This window comes from Pantoea sp. SGAir0184 (genome assembly GCF_043544755.1).
Genome location: NZ_CP028050.1, coordinates 2362070 through 2378109, shown reverse-complemented (window position 1 = coordinate 2378109; position 16040 = coordinate 2362070). Strand labels below are relative to the sequence as shown.

The 16040-nt window shown below is 58.7% G+C and carries 18 protein-coding genes; 8 read left to right on the top strand and 10 right to left on the bottom strand.

What is annotated here, in order from left to right; all coding sequences use genetic code 11:
• The first annotated feature begins 1 nt into the window (after nucleotide 1).
• On the top strand, nucleotides 2–469 hold the full coding sequence (locus C1N60_RS11135; protein ID WP_021506208.1) for a hypothetical protein: 468 nt from the start codon (nucleotides 2–4) through the stop codon (nucleotides 467–469).
• Here the strand turns inward: C1N60_RS11135 and C1N60_RS11130 are convergent, their stop codons facing one another.
• The 3 genes from C1N60_RS11130 to C1N60_RS11120 are packed head-to-tail and all read right to left on the bottom strand — an operon-like array spanning nucleotide 470 to nucleotide 3578.
• Nucleotides 470–2470 carry an FUSC family protein gene (locus tag C1N60_RS11130; RefSeq protein ID WP_394520850.1) on the bottom strand — a complete coding sequence of 667 codons (2001 nt, stop codon included), beginning with the start codon at nucleotides 2468–2470 and terminating at the stop codon, nucleotides 470–472.
• A 7-nt stretch (nucleotides 2471–2477) separates the two neighbouring features.
• Nucleotides 2478–3335, bottom strand: a complete 858-nt coding sequence (locus C1N60_RS11125) for an efflux RND transporter periplasmic adaptor subunit (protein WP_141495501.1) — start codon at nucleotides 3333–3335, stop codon at nucleotides 2478–2480.
• Between the two features lie 6 nt (nucleotides 3336–3341).
• Nucleotides 3342–3578, bottom strand: a complete 237-nt coding sequence (locus C1N60_RS11120; RefSeq protein ID WP_021506205.1) for a DUF1656 domain-containing protein — start codon at nucleotides 3576–3578, stop codon at nucleotides 3342–3344.
• A gap of 150 nt (nucleotides 3579–3728) precedes the next feature.
• Between C1N60_RS11120 and slyA the strand changes: the two genes are divergently transcribed.
• The gene (gene slyA, locus C1N60_RS11115; RefSeq protein ID WP_010618966.1) at nucleotides 3729–4166 is read left to right on the top strand and encodes a transcriptional regulator SlyA; all 438 of its coding nucleotides are present in this window, start codon (nucleotides 3729–3731) and stop codon (nucleotides 4164–4166) included.
• Between the two features lie 41 nt (nucleotides 4167–4207).
• Here slyA and slyB read toward each other — a convergent pair whose 3' ends face one another.
• Entirely contained in the window at nucleotides 4208–4675 is a 468-nt protein-coding gene (gene slyB, locus C1N60_RS11110; RefSeq protein WP_021506204.1) for an outer membrane lipoprotein SlyB, read from the bottom strand.
• A gap of 285 nt (nucleotides 4676–4960) precedes the next feature.
• Between slyB and anmK the strand changes: the two genes are divergently transcribed.
• The 5 genes from anmK (at nucleotide 4961) to pdxY (ending at nucleotide 9425) form a co-directional block, all read left to right on the top strand.
• On the top strand, nucleotides 4961–6082 hold the full coding sequence (gene anmK / locus C1N60_RS11105) for an anhydro-N-acetylmuramic acid kinase (protein WP_394520849.1): 1122 nt from the start codon (nucleotides 4961–4963) through the stop codon (nucleotides 6080–6082).
• A 9-nt stretch (nucleotides 6083–6091) separates the two neighbouring features.
• Nucleotides 6092–6421, top strand: coding sequence for an MliC family protein (locus tag C1N60_RS11100; RefSeq protein ID WP_394520848.1), 330 nt, complete (start codon nucleotides 6092–6094; stop codon nucleotides 6419–6421).
• A gap of 20 nt (nucleotides 6422–6441) precedes the next feature.
• Nucleotides 6442–7098, top strand: coding sequence for a pyridoxamine 5'-phosphate oxidase (gene pdxH, locus C1N60_RS11095; protein WP_021506201.1), 657 nt, complete (start codon nucleotides 6442–6444; stop codon nucleotides 7096–7098).
• Between the two features lie 138 nt (nucleotides 7099–7236).
• On the top strand, nucleotides 7237–8511 hold the full coding sequence (gene tyrS / locus C1N60_RS11090) for a tyrosine--tRNA ligase (protein ID WP_058769710.1): 1275 nt from the start codon (nucleotides 7237–7239) through the stop codon (nucleotides 8509–8511).
• Nucleotides 8512–8564: 53 nt separating this feature from the next.
• Nucleotides 8565–9425: a pyridoxal kinase PdxY gene (gene pdxY, locus C1N60_RS11085; protein ID WP_058776274.1), complete on the top strand. Its 861-nt coding sequence runs from the start codon at nucleotides 8565–8567 to the stop codon at nucleotides 9423–9425.
• 43 nt (nucleotides 9426–9468) lie between these two features.
• Here the strand turns inward: pdxY and gstA are convergent, their stop codons facing one another.
• The 3 genes from gstA to dtpA form a co-directional block, all read right to left on the bottom strand.
• The gene (gene gstA / locus C1N60_RS11080; RefSeq protein ID WP_262258055.1) at nucleotides 9469–10074 is read right to left on the bottom strand and encodes a glutathione transferase GstA; all 606 of its coding nucleotides are present in this window, start codon (nucleotides 10072–10074) and stop codon (nucleotides 9469–9471) included.
• Nucleotides 10075–10147: 73 nt separating this feature from the next.
• Nucleotides 10148–11056: a LysR family transcriptional regulator gene (locus C1N60_RS11075; protein WP_088515849.1), complete on the bottom strand. Its 909-nt coding sequence runs from the start codon at nucleotides 11054–11056 to the stop codon at nucleotides 10148–10150.
• Nucleotides 11057–11178: 122 nt separating this feature from the next.
• The gene (gene dtpA / locus C1N60_RS11070; protein ID WP_058757699.1) at nucleotides 11179–12684 is read right to left on the bottom strand and encodes a dipeptide/tripeptide permease DtpA; all 1506 of its coding nucleotides are present in this window, start codon (nucleotides 12682–12684) and stop codon (nucleotides 11179–11181) included.
• 664 nt (nucleotides 12685–13348) lie between these two features.
• Between dtpA and C1N60_RS11065 the strand changes: the two genes are divergently transcribed.
• The gene (locus tag C1N60_RS11065; protein WP_262255779.1) at nucleotides 13349–14035 is read left to right on the top strand and encodes a CTP synthase C-terminal region-related (seleno)protein; all 687 of its coding nucleotides are present in this window, start codon (nucleotides 13349–13351) and stop codon (nucleotides 14033–14035) included.
• A gap of 45 nt (nucleotides 14036–14080) precedes the next feature.
• Here the strand turns inward: C1N60_RS11065 and nth are convergent, their stop codons facing one another.
• Genes nth through rsxG form a run of 3 tightly spaced genes read right to left on the bottom strand, consistent with a single transcriptional unit; the run spans nucleotide 14081 to nucleotide 16040 of the window.
• Entirely contained in the window at nucleotides 14081–14713 is a 633-nt protein-coding gene (gene nth, locus C1N60_RS11060; protein WP_021506194.1) for an endonuclease III, read from the bottom strand.
• The gene (locus C1N60_RS11055; protein WP_152391060.1) at nucleotides 14710–15411 is read right to left on the bottom strand and encodes an electron transport complex subunit E; all 702 of its coding nucleotides are present in this window, start codon (nucleotides 15409–15411) and stop codon (nucleotides 14710–14712) included. Before C1N60_RS11055 ends, nth begins: the two co-directional genes overlap by 4 nt.
• Complete coding sequence (gene rsxG, locus C1N60_RS11050) at nucleotides 15408–16040, bottom strand: electron transport complex subunit RsxG (RefSeq protein ID WP_031279157.1); 633 nt, start codon at nucleotides 16038–16040, stop codon at nucleotides 15408–15410. The genes C1N60_RS11055 and rsxG overlap by 4 nt, the downstream gene beginning before the upstream one ends.

Genomic DNA, 16040 nt, shown 5'->3' with positions numbered 1-16040 from the left:
CATGAAAACGCGTGGGATTTTGCTGTTGTGTTTAGCGCTGGTGGGCTGCGATCGCCCGAATGATACCCAGCTGCGACTGGAGGCCAGCCGTCAGCTGCAGCGTGATATAGATACCAATCCGCTGCGCGCCAGTTGTGAAAATATTGCCCGCGGCCGCGAATGGCTGACGCAGCATACCCTGCAGCGGCTGCAAGCCAAAGGCTGTCAGAACGTCCTGCGCAGCGCCACCGAAACCAATTTCACCCATACCGAAATCCGCCGTCACAGCATCACCGTGGTGTGCGGCGGCATTCAGGGCACCAGTTTTACCGGCAGCACGCTGGCACGGCGCTTTATCTACTCGTCGGATGAGAAAGCGCTGGTGATCGAACCGATGTCCGAGCAGGATAAAACCCGCTTTGAAGGGCAGAAGACCCTGCAGCAGTTGCACGATGACTTTGATCGTCAGTTTACCCAATACTGTGAATGATCAATCCGGCACCGCCTGACGCAGCTGCGCCAGCGAACAGCGCAGGCGCCACAACATACCCGCCAGGGTATTCGCGTCGCTCTCCGGCTGCCCCTGAAGCTGATCAATGGCCTGCTGCAGCGTATCCAGCGCGGTCTGCAGCGAGTCGTGACGCACACCGCGCAAACTCATAATACGCTGCAAGTCCTGCAGACTGCTGTCGCGCAGCTGCGCCAGCGCCGGTGAGCGGGGTTGCCAGGCGCGCAGCTGCCAGACAATGTGCGAACAGTTCAGCAGCACCACGCCCCAGCGCAGCAGCCACAGGCGCGCCTGCTCATCACGGCTGTGGCTCAGCTGGCTGATGTGATGATAAATCTGCGATTCAAACCGGCTTTCACTCAGGCGCGGCTGGCGACGTAGCTGATCGAGAAAAGCGTGGCGCAGCGCCCGGATATGGCGCCGGCTGCGGCGCGCATCAGAACCCGGCTGTAACACCTGAAACGCCAGCCACGCCAGCAGGACGCCACACACTTTTGCCAGGTTATCGTTAAGGAAGCTCTGGAAATCCCAGTCTGGCGGATTACTTACCGCGATAAACGATCCCATAAACACAATAAACTGGCCCCAGAGCGCGGCGCGTTTCTTCTGCTGCAGCTTAAACAGTTGCAGCGTCAGCAGCAGCGGGAACAGCAGCAGCAAAAACTGCCACAGCGCGCTGATTTGTACCATCAGACCAAACTGCAGCACAAAGCTGAACAGCGACAGCCACAGCAGCGTTTTCAGCAGCAGCGACACGCTGCCGCCGGGCGAAGGCGATGACGAGTAAAGCACGCAGGCAATAGCGGTAAGCGTCAGCGCGGCGGCGCCAGCGTCCCACTGGGTCCCGATCCAGAACGCGCAGCCCAGCATGATCACGCTAAACGTGCGCAGCGCACTCCAGCCAGCTTCGGCACTGTCGCTGGCACGTGCCAGTGCCGGCGCGTACGGTGGCTGGAAACGGGTGTCAGCCTCGGCGCGCTCAATCAGGCGAATCCAGCGCTCCACATTCAGCCACACCCAGCAGAAGTAGCGCAGCCGCTGGACAAAAGCACGCTGGCGGAAATCACCGTGCACGTCCGGCGTGATGCTGCGCAGAATCTGCGCCAGCCGGTATTTATCACACTGCGGCTGCGCCAGTTCGTGCAGCAGCTGTTGCATTGCGCTGTACAGCGCCGGCGGCGCGTCGGGCCAGTTAAGCAGCATGCGCCGCAGGCTGGAGAGCACGCTGGTCAGGCGCAGCTGCTGATGCAGCACGTAGTTAAGCACGTTATTTTGCCGGCGGAAGCGATAGTGGCTCCAGAAGGCCTGAATGCGCAGCAAATTCATGGTAAGGATCTGGCTGATCACCGTTTCGTGGGCGGTGCGCACATTTTCCGTGCTGCTCTGCTGCAACAGCAGCACCGCGTGGTCAAGCAGGCGGGTGTGCATCTGGCGCAGCGATAGCATCAGTGCGCTGCCGTCCGAAGTGCTGGGCAGGATCATCATCATCAGCCCGGCACAGAGAATCCCGACGATCACTTCGCACACGCGCGCCTGGGTGATGTCCCACAGCTGGCTGACGTCGCTAACGTTGACGCTGCTGAAGGCGATAATCGCGGCGGTGTAACCGGCCAGTGAAAAGGCGTAGGCCACATTGTTTTGAAAATGGCTGGCGACCCAGGTGCAGAGCGCCAGCCAGCCGGCCATGAAAAAGGCAAACAGCCACGGTTCGTTGAGCGTATGGCCGGCAATCAGCAGCGCGGCGCTGGCACCGAGCAGGCTGCCGACGATGCGGCCCAGGCTTTTGCTGATGGCACCGCCGACGGTGGGGAAACTCACCACCGCGGCGGACGTCATGGCCCAGTAAGGCTGATCCAGCTGCAGCGCATACGCCAGAGTGAGCGCCAGACACATCGCGATAGCGTTACGCAACGCATAGCGCCACTCGCCGCCGGTTGCCTTTATCCACGGCAGATTGTGCCAGGCCAGCCACTGCAGATTCATGCCGGCCTCAGTGCGCGACAGAGATGGTGCAGGTGGTACCGGCCACCAGCGGCACATTATCCGGTACCGCGTTTAGCCGGATACGCACCGGGACGCGCTGCGCCAGCCTGACCCACGGCACGTTGGGTTTGATATCGGGCACCAGACCGCCGTCGCTGGCGATGCTTTGATCGTAAATGGCACGTCCGATGCTCTCCACCTGGCCCTGCAGTCGTGCGCCGTTGCTATACAGCACGATTTGCGCCGCCGCGCCGGGCTGGATATGGCGCAGTTTGGTCTCTTCGAAATAGCCCATCACATAGTAAGAGTGGCTGTCGACCAGCGCGAACAGTGGCGTACCGGCGGTCGCGTAATTGCCGGCACGCAGCGTCAGGTTACTGACCCAGCCGTCGGTCGGGGCCGTCACCGTGGTTTGCTGCAGGTTCCAGCGCGCCTGATCGAGCATCGCCTGTGCGGCTTTCGCTGTGGCGGCCGCCGCATTCGCGTTGAGGCGCGCCGCGTCCATATCTTCAGCGGAGATCACGTTACGCGGCAGGCTGGCACGGCGATCCGCCTCATGCTGCGCTTTGGCGAGGTCGGCCTGCGCCTTCGCCAGCTGGGCCTGCGCATTGGCCAGCGCAATCTGCCACGGCACCGGATCCAGCGTCAGCAGCACCTCGCCTTTATGCACGAACTGATTGTCGCGCACGGCCAGCGTGCTGATGCGGCCGGAAACCTCGGGCGTCACGTCCACCAGTTCAGCGCGCACTTTGCCATCGCGCGTCCACGGGGCCTGCATGTAGTAGTTCCACATCCACCAGCCTGCGAGCAGCGCCAGGGCAAACACCACAAGGGTAGAAAAGTACTTAAAGGGGTTGAATTTCATGGTGATTTATCCGAGGCTCAGTATCCACAGTGCGCCGCTCACGCACAGAACAAACAGTGAGAGATCCATTAAGGTGGGGTGCCAGACATCGCCGGAGTAGATCCAGCCGCGCAGCAGCGGATGAATCAGCAGCCAGAAAAAGAAGCCCAGCAGCACCGCTTTGAACAGCGGCGGGAAGAACAGTGAGGCACCGAATACCAGATCGGTCAGCGGCGCCGTCGCGGTGAGCGCAAAGATTGACACGTGGCATCATCCTTTTTACCCGGGCACGGTTAAATCAAGTGTAGACAGCGGGCGTGCCGTCTGGCCCGGGATTTGTAATTTGTCCTGTAAACTCGCAGAATAGTGTAAAATCTGGCTTGATAGCTAGCAAGCTAATTATAAGGAGATGAAATGGATACGCCGCTTGGAACAGATCTGTCTCGCCTGGTGCGCATCTGGCGCGCGTTGATCGACCAGCGTCTGAAGCCGCTTGAGTTGACACAAACCCACTGGGTGACGTTGCACAATATTCATCAACTCCCGCCAGAGCAGTCGCAGATTCAGCTGGCGAAAGCCATCGGTATTGAGCAGCCGTCGCTGGTGCGTACGCTGGATCAGCTGGAAGAGAAGGGGCTCATCACCCGCGCCACCTGCGCTAACGATCGCCGCGCCAAGCGCATTAAGCTGACCCGTCAGGCTGAGCCGATCATTGAGCAGGTTGAAAACGTGATAGACGCGACGCGTGACGACATCCTCTCCGGCATCAGCCTGGAAGAGATCAATCAGATGGTGACGCTGATTGCCCGGCTGGAAAAAAACATTCTCGAGTTGCAGAACCGCGAGAAATAAAAAAACCGACGCACTGGCGTCGGTTTTTTTTATCTGTGCGCTTAGCGCGGAGAGACGGTGACCTGGCTTCCGTTGGAGGCCATCACCACGCGCTGGCCGACCGAGTAACGGCTGGCGGACTGCTTCTGCACCACCATAATGGTATTGCCGTCATCCTTACGGATCTCCAGCTCTACGCCGTCAGATTTGTTGAGCGCACCCTGCACGCCCTGACCGGCTACGCCGCCCAGTACCGCACCGCCGGCTGTTGCCAGACTGCGCCCCGCGCCGCCCCCGATGGTGTTACCGAGGAAACCACCCAGCACCGCACCGCCAATGGCACCGATCACATTACTGTCATCGCCGCCCTGAATTTTTACCGGACGCACGGATACCAGCGTACCGTATGAGACGCTTTGAACCTGCTTGGCTTCGCTGGCGCTGTAAACATCGCCGGAAAGGGTATCGTTATTAACACAGCCAGCCAGCGTGATACCCGCCAGGGCTACGGCTACGAAACGCTTAATCATGAGAAAGCTCCTTAATGCAAAAAAACGCCATATTCTCGTCCTGTACTGCAACAGTATAAGTCAGAAAATGGTCAATTGACGCGATGTCCGAACAATATGCGGCTGGGCCGAAGCATAGACCACCGCCCATCAACAAAAATTCAATTGCCGGATGAAAATAGTTTGCTGCCGGAATGCGTGTCGCAGCGCAGTTGAAAAGCGGAAATTTATCATAGAATTAGCCCCGGTAATTTGCCAGGCTAAACACAGATGCATTGCAGGCCCGCAAACGGGTAAGGAAGCGCTATGAAATCAGGACGCTATATCGGCGTGATGTCCGGCACCAGCCTGGACGGCGTAGACGTCGTGCTGGCCGCGATCGACCAGCATATGGTGGCGCAACAGGCCAGCTACTGCCATCCCATCCCGCTGGCGCTGCGTCAGCAGGTGCTGGAAATTTGTCAGGGACAGACGCTGACGCTGTCGCAGCTCGGTCAGCTTGATACCCGGCTCGGCCAGCTGTTTGCGGAAGCCGTACTGACGCTGATGCAGCAGCAGGCGCTGGAGGCCAGCGATATCATGGCAATTGGCTGCCACGGCCAGACGGTGTGGCACGAACCGCAGTCGGCGGCACCGAATACGCTGCAAATTGGCGACAATAACCAGATTGCTGCTGCGACCGGCGTCACGGTGGTGGGCGATTTTCGCCGCCGTGACATGGCGCTGGGCGGCCAGGGCGCACCGCTGGTACCGGCTTTTCACCAGGCGTTGCTGATGGACAGCGTTGAACGGCGCATGGTGCTGAATATTGGCGGCATCGCCAATCTGTCGCTGCTGATCCCCGGTCAGCCGGTGCGCGGCTTTGATACCGGGCCAGGCAATATGCTGATCGATGCGTGGATCTGGCGCCACAAAGGCCTGCCGTTTGATAAAGATGCCGGCTGGGCGCGCAGTGGCCAGGTCGTGCCCGCGCTGCTGGAGCAGATGCTCGGCGATCCGTGGTTTGCGCTGCCGCCACCCAAAAGCACCGGTCGGGAATACTTTAACCTGGGCTGGGTAGAACAGCAGCTGCAGCGCTTCCCGGCGCTGGCCCCGCAGGATGTGCAGGCAACGCTGTGCGAGCTGACCGCGCTGACCATTGCCCATCAGGTTCAGCTCAACGATGGCTGCGATCGTCTGCTGGTGTGCGGCGGCGGCAGTCGCAATCCGCTGCTGATGGCGCGGCTGGCCGCGCATCTGTCCGGCACTGAGGTGGGCACCACCGATCAGGCCGGTATCAGCGGTGATGATATGGAGGCGCTGGCCTTTGCCTGGCTGGCGTTCCGCACCCTGTCCGGGCTGCCGGGCAATCTGCCGGCGGTGACCGGCGCGCGCGAAATGAGCGTGCTGGGCGCCATCTATCCCGCCAATTCCCACGCAATACGTTAAGGAGCAAACATGAAGAAGATGATCGTGCTGGCCGGCACCCTGACCTTACTCAGTGGCTGTGGTATCTGGCATAAACCCGCACCCGCGCCAGAGACGTTACATTACCAGTGCGGCACGCTGCCGCTGACGGTCACTCTGGACAACGCGAATCAGCAGGTAAGCTTTATTCTGGACGGCAAACCACTCACGCTGACCCAGACGGTATCTGCCTCCGGCGCGCGCTACAGCGATGGGACCTACGTTTTCTGGTCAAAAGGCAATGGCGCCTTTGTTGAACGCAACGATAAAATCGTGATTAATGATTGTGAACTGCAGAACGCGGATGCCTCCGCACAGTAAGAGAGAACCGGGATACCAGCATGAGCGACAGTGACAGCTTGCAACACATTGCCCACCTGCGTCGGGAGTACACGCGCGGCGGGCTGCGGCGCAAAGATTTGCCAGATACTCCTCTGGCGCTGTTTGAGCAGTGGCTGCAGCAGGCGTGCGCCGCGCAGCTACCCGATCCCACCGCCATGACGGTGGCGACGGTGGACAGCAGCGGCCAGCCCTATCAGCGCATCGTGCTGCTCAAGCACTACGATGAGCAGGGCATGGTGTTTTACACCAACCTCGGCAGCCGTAAAGCGCTGCAGCTGGCGGACAATCCGCGCATTTCCCTGCATTTCCCCTGGCACTTCCTTGAGCGTCAGGTGATGGTGCTGGGCGAAGTGGAGAAACTGTCGCCGCTGGAAGTGCTGAAGTACTTCCACAGCCGTCCGCGCGACAGCCAGATTGGCGCCTGGGTATCAAAACAGTCGAGCCGGATTTCCGCGCGCGGCGTGCTCGAGGGCAAATTCCTTGAGCTCAAGCAGAAGTTTCAGCAGGGGGAAGTGCCGCTGCCGAGTTTCTGGGGCGGATTCCGCGTCAGATTCCACACCATGGAGTTCTGGCAGGGCGGCGAACATCGCCTGCATGACCGCTTCCTTTATCAGCGTGATGGCAGCGGCTGGACAATTGACCGTTTAGCACCGTAAAACTGCGTTTTATCCCCTTTCAGCGCTGGCGCACGGCTCGTCAGCGCTTTATGCTATAGCCCTCATTTTTTCGTATCCGCTCGTCAGCGGACAGCTGTGTACCAGCATAGGTGCAGTCTGATCAATTTGGAGTCAGTGATGACCAGCAGTAACCTGATACAACAATTGCAAGAGAGAGGCTTAGTAGCCCAGGTAACGGACGAGGAAGCGTTAGCAGAGCGGCTGGCGCAAGGGCCAATTGCACTCTATTGCGGCTTTGATCCCACCGCTGATAGCTTGCACTTGGGCCATCTGGTGCCGCTGCTGTGCCTGAAACGTTTCCAGGATGCCGGCCACAAGCCGGTGGCCCTGGTCGGCGGTGCCACCGGCCTGATCGGCGATCCCAGCTTTAAAGCGGCCGAACGTAAACTCAATACCACGGAAACCGTTAACGAGTGGGTAGAGAAGATCCGCAAACAGGTTGCGCCTTTCCTCGATTTTGACTGCGGCGACAACAGCGCCATCGCGGCCAACAACTATGACTGGTTTGGCGGCATGAACGTGCTGACCTTCCTGCGCGATATCGGTAAGCACTTCTCGGTCAACCAGATGATCAACCGTGAAGCGGTGAAAATGCGCCTGAACCGTGAAGATCAGGGCATCTCCTACACCGAGTTTTCCTACAACCTGCTGCAGGGTTACGACTTTGCCGAACTGAACAAGCGCTACGACGTGGTGCTGCAGATTGGCGGCTCCGACCAGTGGGGTAACATCACCTCCGGCATCGATCTGACGCGTCGTCTGCATCAGCAGCAGGCGTGGGGACTGACTGTGCCGCTGATCACCAAGTCGGACGGCACCAAATTTGGTAAAACCGAAGGTGGCGCGGTATGGCTGGATGCGAAGAAAACCAGTCCGTACAAGTTCTACCAGTTCTGGATCAACACCGCCGACGCGGACGTCTATCGTTTCCTGAAGTTCTTCACCTTCATGAGCATTGAGGAGATCAATGCGCTGGAAGAAGAAGACAAAACCAGTGGCAAAGCGCCGCGCGCGCAGTATGTGCTGGCAGAGCAGGTGACGCGTCTGGTGCACGGCGAAAGCGGTCTGAGCGCGGCGAAGCGCATCACCGACAGTCTGTTCTCCGGCAGTCTGAGCGACATGACCGAAGCGGACTTTGAGCAGCTGGCACAGGATGGTATGCCGACCATTAGCCTGAATGCGGACGACGATCTGCAACAGGCGCTGGTGGCGGCGGAACTGGTGCCGTCACGCGGCCAGGCGCGCACCATGATTGGCTCCAACGCGGTGTCTGTCAACGGTGAGAAACAGTCTGATGCCGAGTATCGTTTCAGCGACAGCGACAAACTGTTTGGTCGTTACACGCTGCTGCGTCGCGGCAAAAAACACTACTGCCTGATTAGCTGGCAGTAAGGTGCAAGGGCCGGTCTCCGGCCCTTTTTTATGGCAAGCAGTACAGGGCAATAATGAAAAATATCCTCGCAATCCAGTCTCACGTGGTTTATGGCCACGCCGGTAACAGCGCGGCTGAATTCCCGATGCGACGCATGGGCGCCAATGTCTGGCCGTTAAACACCGTGCAGTTTTCCAATCACACCCAGTATGGTCACTGGACCGGCACCGTCATGCCCGCCACCCATCTGACCGATATCGTCAGCGGGATCGCCGCCATCGATCGTCTGAAAACCTGCGATGCGGTGCTGAGCGGCTATCTCGGCTCGGCGGAGCAGGGCGAACAGATCCTGGAAATCGTGCGTATGGTGAAGGCGGCGAATCCTGACGCCTGGTATTTCTGTGACCCGGTGATGGGCCATCCGGAAAAAGGCTGCATCGTTGCGCCCGGCGTAGCGGAGTTTCACTGCAAGCAGGCGATGCCGGCCAGCGATCTTATCGCGCCGAACCTGCTGGAGCTGGAGATGCTCAGTGGCCAGACGGTCGCTAACGTGGAACAGGCGGTGGTTGCCGCTCGCGCATTGATTGCGCAGGGGCCGCGCGTGGTGCTGGTGAAACATCTGGCGCGCGCCGGACGCCGTAGCGATCGCTTTGAAATGCTGCTGGTCACCGCCGATCAGTGCTGGCACATCAGCCGTCCGCTGGTGGATTTTGGTGTGCGTCAGCCGGTGGGGGTTGGCGATCTGACCAGTGGCCTGTTGCTGGTTGACCTGCTGCACGGCAAATCGCTGCAGGATGCGCTGGAACATGTCACGGCGGCAGTATATGAAGTGATGCTGAAAACCCACGAGATGGGCGAGTATGAACTGCAACTGGTGGCGGCGCAGGATGCGATTGCGCAACCCACGCAGCACTTTGCGGCAGAACAGCTATAATCGCTGCTAATCAACAGGCCAGCCAGCACGCCGGCCTGTGGCGTCAGACCAGACCTTCAGCCTTCAGTGCGGCCTGAACCGCCGGCCGCGCGGCCACCCGCGCAAACCATGCCTCCAGCGCGCTCAAACCTTCGGGATTCAGTTTGATGGCTTTTGCCCAGCGCGTAACCACAAACAGATAGACATCGGCGACGGTGAAGCGTAACCCCATCAGCCACTGTTTATCCTGCAGCGCGTCGTTAACGCGCTGAAATTTCTGCTCCAGCTGTGCACGCACTATGGCTTTGTACTCTTCCGGCGTATCCGGACGGAACAGCGGGGAAAAGGTTTTGTGCAATTCGCTGCTGATGTAGCTCAGCCATTCCAGCGTGTGATAGCGCGTCAGGCTGCCGGTCGGTGCCAGCAGGTTGCGATCCGGCTTGAGATCCGCCAGATACTGCACAATCGCCACGCCTTCCGTCAGTATGCTGCCGTCATCAAACTGCAGCGCGGGAACCTGTCCTTTGGGGTTTATCTGCCAGTAATCTTCTCCGCGCTCGGTGACTTTCTTCTGCAGATCGACATTGACCTGCGTAAAATCCAGCCCGCATTCGCGCGCAACGATATGCGGCGAGAGCGAACAGGCACCGGGCTTACAATAGAGTTTCATCATGGCCTCTCCTGATGAGTTGTTGTGATGTCAGCAGCATAAAACTGCCAGAAATTTTTACCAGTGACAGCGATCAGGAATTGCGGGCGGGCGCGGGAAATTCAGCGGCCGCCTGCAGTCGCGGCGGCAGTGCCGTGAGCGCGAAATCCCAGAAACAGCGTACCTTGGGCGCCATGTTTTTCACCCGCTGCGCCACCAGATGCACCGGCAGCGGTGCCGGCTCCCACTCGCTCAGCAGGCGGATCAGCGTGCCAGCCTGCAGTTCATCTATCACCTGATAAGACAACAGACGGCCAATGCCCTGGCCACTGCGCAATGCATCCAGCTGGCTGGCGATATCATTGACGCGCAGGCGTGGGGTGATGCGCACACGCAGGTCGTGCGCGAAGCGCCACTCACGGGTATGGCGCACGCCTGCCACCAGCGCATGCATGCTGAGCTCAGCCGGATGGGCCGGGATTCCGGCATGGCGAAGGTAGTCCGGGCTGGCGACCAGCATCGAGCGTACGCTGCCGACGTTGCGCGCCACCATCGACGAATCCTGCAGCTCGCCAATGCGCACTGCAATATCCAGCCCGTTTTCAATCAGGTCCTGATAGCTGTCGCTAAGAATCAGTTCGATTTGCATTTCCGGATGCTGTTGCAGAAAGGCATTGACCAGCGGCATCACGTGGCGACGGCCACACATCACCGGGGCGGTGATGCGCAGCAGGCCGTGCAGTCCGCTGTGGTGGGCGCTGTCGAGCGCGCTCTGGTAATCGTTAAGCAAGCGCTGTGCCTGCTCAAATAGCTGCCAGCCGCTCTCGGTGGGAGCCAGCTGACGGGTGGTGCGTTCAATCAGGGTGGTGCCGAAACGTGCTTCCAGCGCATTCAGCGTGCGGGTAATGACCGGCGGCGAACGCTGCAATACGCGCGCCGCGCCAGCCAGGCTGCCCTGCTGAATCACCGCAACAAACACCTGCAGCTCGTCAAATCTGTCCATGAGCCATTCCCGATCTCAGCCGTGCAAGGCGAGCATAAAAAGCGTGTTGCTTAAACTACAGCGGAAAGCGGGGGTTGTGAAGGGGGATAAAAAAAGCCGGGCTTAGCCCGGCTCAGAAACGATTACTGGTTGGCGCTGGCGCGCTTCAGTTCTGCCTGCGCATCATCCTGCGTCATGCGGTTGAGCAGCGGGGCGGTAATCAGCATCAGCAGGGCGATTACGCCAGTGGCGATACCAATCTGCTGGAACACCTGGCTATACACGGCCAGTGAGGCGTGAGGATCGGTGACGTTTTCCGGCACCGCCATCAGGTTCGCTACCTTACCGGCAATCATCGCGGCGCCAGCGGTGGTGAGGAACCAGGAACCCATAATGAAGCCCATCAGACGCTGCGGCACCAGCTGCGCCACCATCGCCAGGCCGAGACCGGAGATCATCAGCTCACCGATACTCTGCAGCGCGTAGCTCAGAATCAGCCAGTTCACCGAAACGATACCTGCCTGGTTCGCGAATTTCGCGCCAAACGGCAGCACCAGGAACGCTGCAGAGCACAGCACCATGCCAATGGCAAACTTGTGCGGCATCGGCAGCTTATCGCCAAGCTTGTTATAAACTGCCGCCAGAATCGGGCTGGCCACCATGATCCAGAACGGATTGAGCGCCTGGAACTGTTCCGGCTCAAAGGTGATACCGAGAATCGCGTGCTCAACGTTACGGATGGCGAAGAAGTTCAGCGAGGTTGGCATCTGCATGTACAGCACGAAGAACACAATGGCTTCGACCATCAGCAGGAATGCAACGATCATTTTGCGGCGTGCCGCACCGTGCAGCGCAAAGGCTTCTTTGGCAAACACCAGCACGATACCGATCGCGATCACGCCCAGCGTCATGCGGGCAATGCTCTGATGATGCAGCAGCCAGGTGGCCAGTGCGATCAGCGCAACCACGCCGACAAGGGTCATCAGCAGCTTACCGACCTGCAGCGGCGCAAAGTCTGGTTTGGAGCCGTAATTCTTCACCAGGCGCTGGCAGAACAGGAAGTTCAGCAGGGTGATCACCAGGCCCACCACCGACAGCGAAAACGCCGCGCCCCAGCCATATTTGGCCGCCAGCCACGGAGTCAGCATCATCGAGAACAGCGAACCGATGTTGATCGACATGTAGAACATGGTGAAAGCACCGTCGATGCGCGGATCGTCTTTCTCGTAGCAGGTCGACAGCAGTGAAGAAGGGTTAGCCTTGAACAGCCCGCTACCCACGGCGATGGTCGCCATGCCGACATACACCATGGTGGTGTCATGACCGGAGAAGGCAATCATCGCATAGCCCAGCGCCAGCACAATGACGCCGAGAATAATCACGCGTTTGGTGCCGAGCACTTTGTCGCCCAGCCAGCCGCCAATGGCAACCAGGCCGTAAACCAGTGCGCTGAACGAGGTGAACAGGGTGATGGAGTCCGCTTCGGACATCCCCAGCTGTTTCACCAGATAGACCGCCATGATGGCTTGCAGACCGTAGTAGCCAAAACGCTCCCACAGTTCGATGGAGAAGATCAAATAGAACGCTTTCGGCTGACGGAAGGCGTTAAGGCTTACCGCCTCATCAGTGTGTTTGTTTGCAGTTGACACGTATACCTCAGTTTATACATCGCCTGTTTTACAACAGGAATTAAGTCTGCGTCGGGCTGGGTAATCCCGCGCAACATTGTTATTAGAAAGGAAAAACGGCGCCTAATTTGGCTGAATCAGGCCAACAGGGCAAGCATTTTCTGCACGCTGAAATACTTGTTACAGGCAGGGTTATAACCAGGATAATAACTTGTAAATCAGTGTTAAATATCACTGCGTGACATTATAGCAGGATAATTGTTCTTGTTGCAGATCGGTTGATGGATTTTCCTGAGATAAACTGCTTTTCCTGCTCCGGGCAGGACATAATATTATCCAGCCCATTAAGCTGGATGATTCCCCTGATTTTTGCCGAAGAAGTAAGCGCAATTGTCTGATTGTTGAGCACAATAAGCGGCTAACAGTTCGCCGCAGGCTAATTTGTTGATCCTGCGCACAAAATTATCAATTAATTAGAAATGTAAAAAAAGAAAACGATTGCCGCTCTCCCGTTTGCCGACAATTTCACCACTTAATCGCAGCTTTCATCGTATAAGCTCTGCAGCACCCCCGGCGGCAGTGACTTGTTGCGCCAGGCAGGGGGAGGAGGGATAGCCGATCGCCAGCCCTTAGACAGCCTGAATAAATTGCTGTAACCTCGTTTTTTCCCTGCAAGGAACTCATCATGAAGCAGTCCGTTCGTGTCGCTCTCGTGGGCGATTACCGTGCCAGTGCTGTCGCGCACCAGGCTATTCCTCCCGCTGTTCAGCTTGCCGCAACCTCTCTCTCACTTAACGTAACCGCCGACTGGATCGCGACGCCGGAAATCGATCTGCCGCGTCTGCACGACTATGATGCCGTCTGGGTGGTGCCTGGCAGTCCCTTCCTGAATGATGCCGGCGTGTTCGACGTCATTCGCTGGGCGCGCGAAAGCGGTAAACCCTTTTTAGGCTCGTGCGCCGGCTTTCAATATGCGGTGGTGGAATACGCGCGCAACGTGCTGGGCTGGGAGGATGCTGGCCATGCCGAGACCGATCCTGACGCGCGCTGGGTGATTGCGCCACTGGCCTGCTCGCTGGTCGAGCAGCGCGGTGAGGTCACGTTTGAGCCGGGTTCGCGTATTGCTCTGGCCTACGGCGCGCTGCAGAGTAACGAAGGCTATCACTGCAACTTTGGCGTTAACGCTGAGTTCAGCGAGGCGCTGGCCACGCGCAATCTGCGTATTACCTCATGGGATCTGGAGGGGGATGTGCGCGGGGTAGAGCTGACCGATCATCCGTTCTTTGTCGCCACGCTGTTCCAGTCTGAACGCGCCGCGTTACAAAACCGGCTGTCGCCGCTGGTCGTGGCGTGGCTGCAGGCGGCGCGATAACGGTTAATAAGCAATCTACGGCGCGCAGGGTCGCGCCGTTATTGATCAGTCGGTCTTTTCCGTGAACTCACACAAATCTTCAATCAGGCAGGAGCCGCAGCGCGGTTTACGCGCCACGCAGGTGTAGCGACCGTGCAGAATCAGCCAGTGATGGCAGTCGACCTTAAAGTCGGCCGGCACCACCTTGAGCAGCTTCTGTTCTACTTCCTCAACGTTTTTACCCGGCGCAAAGCGGGTGCGATTGCTGACGCGGAAAATGTGGGTATCCACGGCAATGGTGGGCCAGCCAAAAGCGGTATTGAGCACCACGTTGGCGGTTTTACGCCCGACGCCGGGCAGGGCTTCCAGTGCCGCGCGGTCTTCCGGCACCACACCGCCGTGCTGCTCCAGCAGAATGCGGCAGGTTTTGATGACGTTTTCCGCTTTGCTGTTAAACAGGCCAATTGTCTTGATGTACTCTTTAACGCCTTCCACGCCGAGCGCCAGCATTGCCGCTGGCGTATTGGCCACTGGATAGAGTCGGGCGGTGGCTTTGTTGACGCTGACATCGGTTGCCTGTGCCGATAACAGCACAGCGATCAGCAGCTCAAACGGTGAGCTGAAATTCAGTTCGGTGGTCGGATGGGGATTGGCGTCACGCAGCCGCGTGAGGATCTGCAGGCGTTTATCCTTATTCACACAGCCTTCCCGGTTTCGCCCTGCGGCGCGGCGGCAGCAGCGTCCAGCTGACGTGCGGCGCGCTGCTTCATTTTCTGATCGATCAGGTATTTGCCGGCCAGCAGCATACCGAGGCCGATAAACGCACCCGGCGGCAGCATCGCCAGCAGCATCGGTGAATCAAAATGCACCACTTCAATGCGCAGCGCTTTAGCCCATGGCCCCAGCAGCTGGTCAGCGCCATTGAACAGCGTGCCGTTACCAATCAGTTCACGAATCGAACCCAGCGTCACCATTGCGCAGGTAGCGCCCATGCCGATGGCAAAGCCATCCAGCGCAGCCAGCGGAATGCTGCTTTTCGATGCCACCGCTTCCGCACGTCCCACCACAATGCAGTTGGTGACGATCAACGGGATAAAGATGCCCAGCGACTGATACAGGCCATAGGCATAGGCGTTGATCAGCATCTGCACGCAGCTCACCACTGAGGCGATGATCATCACGTAGATCGGAATACGAATTTCACCCGGCACCCAGCGGCGCGAAGCGGAAATCGCACTGTTGGTGATGGTCAGTACCAGCGTGGTTGCCAGTCCGAGGCCCAGCGCGTTAGTGGCGGTTGAGGTCACCGCCAGCAGCGGACAGAGCCCCAGTAGCTGCACCAGCGCCGAGTTGTTCTTCCACAGTCCGCCAATCAGTAAATTTTTCGCTTCACTCATGGTGCATCTCCACATTCAGGCAGCGAAGCGAGCTTCGCTGGCAGCGTTTCAATCAGCAGCGCCGTGCGTTTGGTGGCGTTGACCACCGCGCGCGGCGTAATGGTCGCGCCGGTAAACTGGTCAAATTCGCCACCGTCTTTTTTCACGGCAAAGGCTTTATCGTCGGCACCGTGCACCACTTTGCCGTTAAAACTGTTGATCCAGTCGGAAATTCGCAGCTCGATTTTATCACCCAGACCCGGCGTCTCATGATGTTCAATTACGCGTACGCCCAGCACTTTGCCGTGAAAATCGGCGCCGACCAGCATCTGTATCGCGCCAGAATAGCCGTCGGGGGCGGTGGTCTCAAGTGCGGCGGCCACCGGTTGATCCCCTTTGCGCGCCACATACAGATGATGCGGTTTGTCGTTGCCGAGCGCGCGGGCATCGGTCACCAGCAAACACTCCTGCTGAATATTGTTGTCGTACAAATCGGTGGGCACCACCTGGTCGAGCAGGTTTTTCTGCTGCAGCGCAGTCTGGTGATCGACTGTCGGTTTGGTGACATAGTTGACCACCGCCGTCACGCCGGTGGTGATCACGGCAAACATGCCCAGCGTGAACGCGTTTTTACGAATGGTTTCGATCAT

What these genes read in the sequence shown, in the direction of transcription:
- gstA (WP_262258055.1), bottom strand. Translation starts at nt 10,074, where the DNA reads ATGAAACTCTATTGTAAGCCCGGTGCCTGTTCGCTCTCGCCGCATATC.
- C1N60_RS11075 (WP_088515849.1), bottom strand. Translation starts at nt 11,056, where the DNA reads ATGGACAGATTTGACGAGCTGCAGGTGTTTGTTGCGGTGATTCAGCAG.
- C1N60_RS11065 (WP_262255779.1), top strand. Translation starts at nt 13,349, where the DNA reads ATGAAGCAGTCCGTTCGTGTCGCTCTCGTGGGCGATTACCGTGCCAGT.
- pdxH (WP_021506201.1), top strand. Translation starts at nt 6,442, where the DNA reads ATGAGCGACAGTGACAGCTTGCAACACATTGCCCACCTGCGTCGGGAG.
- rsxG (WP_031279157.1), bottom strand. Translation starts at nt 16,040, where the DNA reads ATGATCGAAACCATTCGTAAAAACGCGTTCACGCTGGGCATGTTTGCC.
- C1N60_RS11130 (WP_394520850.1), bottom strand. Translation starts at nt 2,470, where the DNA reads ATGAATCTGCAGTGGCTGGCCTGGCACAATCTGCCGTGGATAAAGGCA.
- tyrS (WP_058769710.1), top strand. Translation starts at nt 7,237, where the DNA reads ATGACCAGCAGTAACCTGATACAACAATTGCAAGAGAGAGGCTTAGTA.
- C1N60_RS11055 (WP_152391060.1), bottom strand. Translation starts at nt 15,411, where the DNA reads ATGAGTGAAGCGAAAAATTTACTGATTGGCGGACTGTGGAAGAACAAC.
- C1N60_RS11100 (WP_394520848.1), top strand. Translation starts at nt 6,092, where the DNA reads ATGAAGAAGATGATCGTGCTGGCCGGCACCCTGACCTTACTCAGTGGC.
- C1N60_RS11135 (WP_021506208.1), top strand. Translation starts at nt 2, where the DNA reads ATGAAAACGCGTGGGATTTTGCTGTTGTGTTTAGCGCTGGTGGGCTGC.
- pdxY (WP_058776274.1), top strand. Translation starts at nt 8,565, where the DNA reads ATGAAAAATATCCTCGCAATCCAGTCTCACGTGGTTTATGGCCACGCC.
- slyB (WP_021506204.1), bottom strand. Translation starts at nt 4,675, where the DNA reads ATGATTAAGCGTTTCGTAGCCGTAGCCCTGGCGGGTATCACGCTGGCT.
- C1N60_RS11125 (WP_141495501.1), bottom strand. Translation starts at nt 3,335, where the DNA reads ATGAAATTCAACCCCTTTAAGTACTTTTCTACCCTTGTGGTGTTTGCC.
- slyA (WP_010618966.1), top strand. Translation starts at nt 3,729, where the DNA reads ATGGATACGCCGCTTGGAACAGATCTGTCTCGCCTGGTGCGCATCTGG.
- anmK (WP_394520849.1), top strand. Translation starts at nt 4,961, where the DNA reads ATGAAATCAGGACGCTATATCGGCGTGATGTCCGGCACCAGCCTGGAC.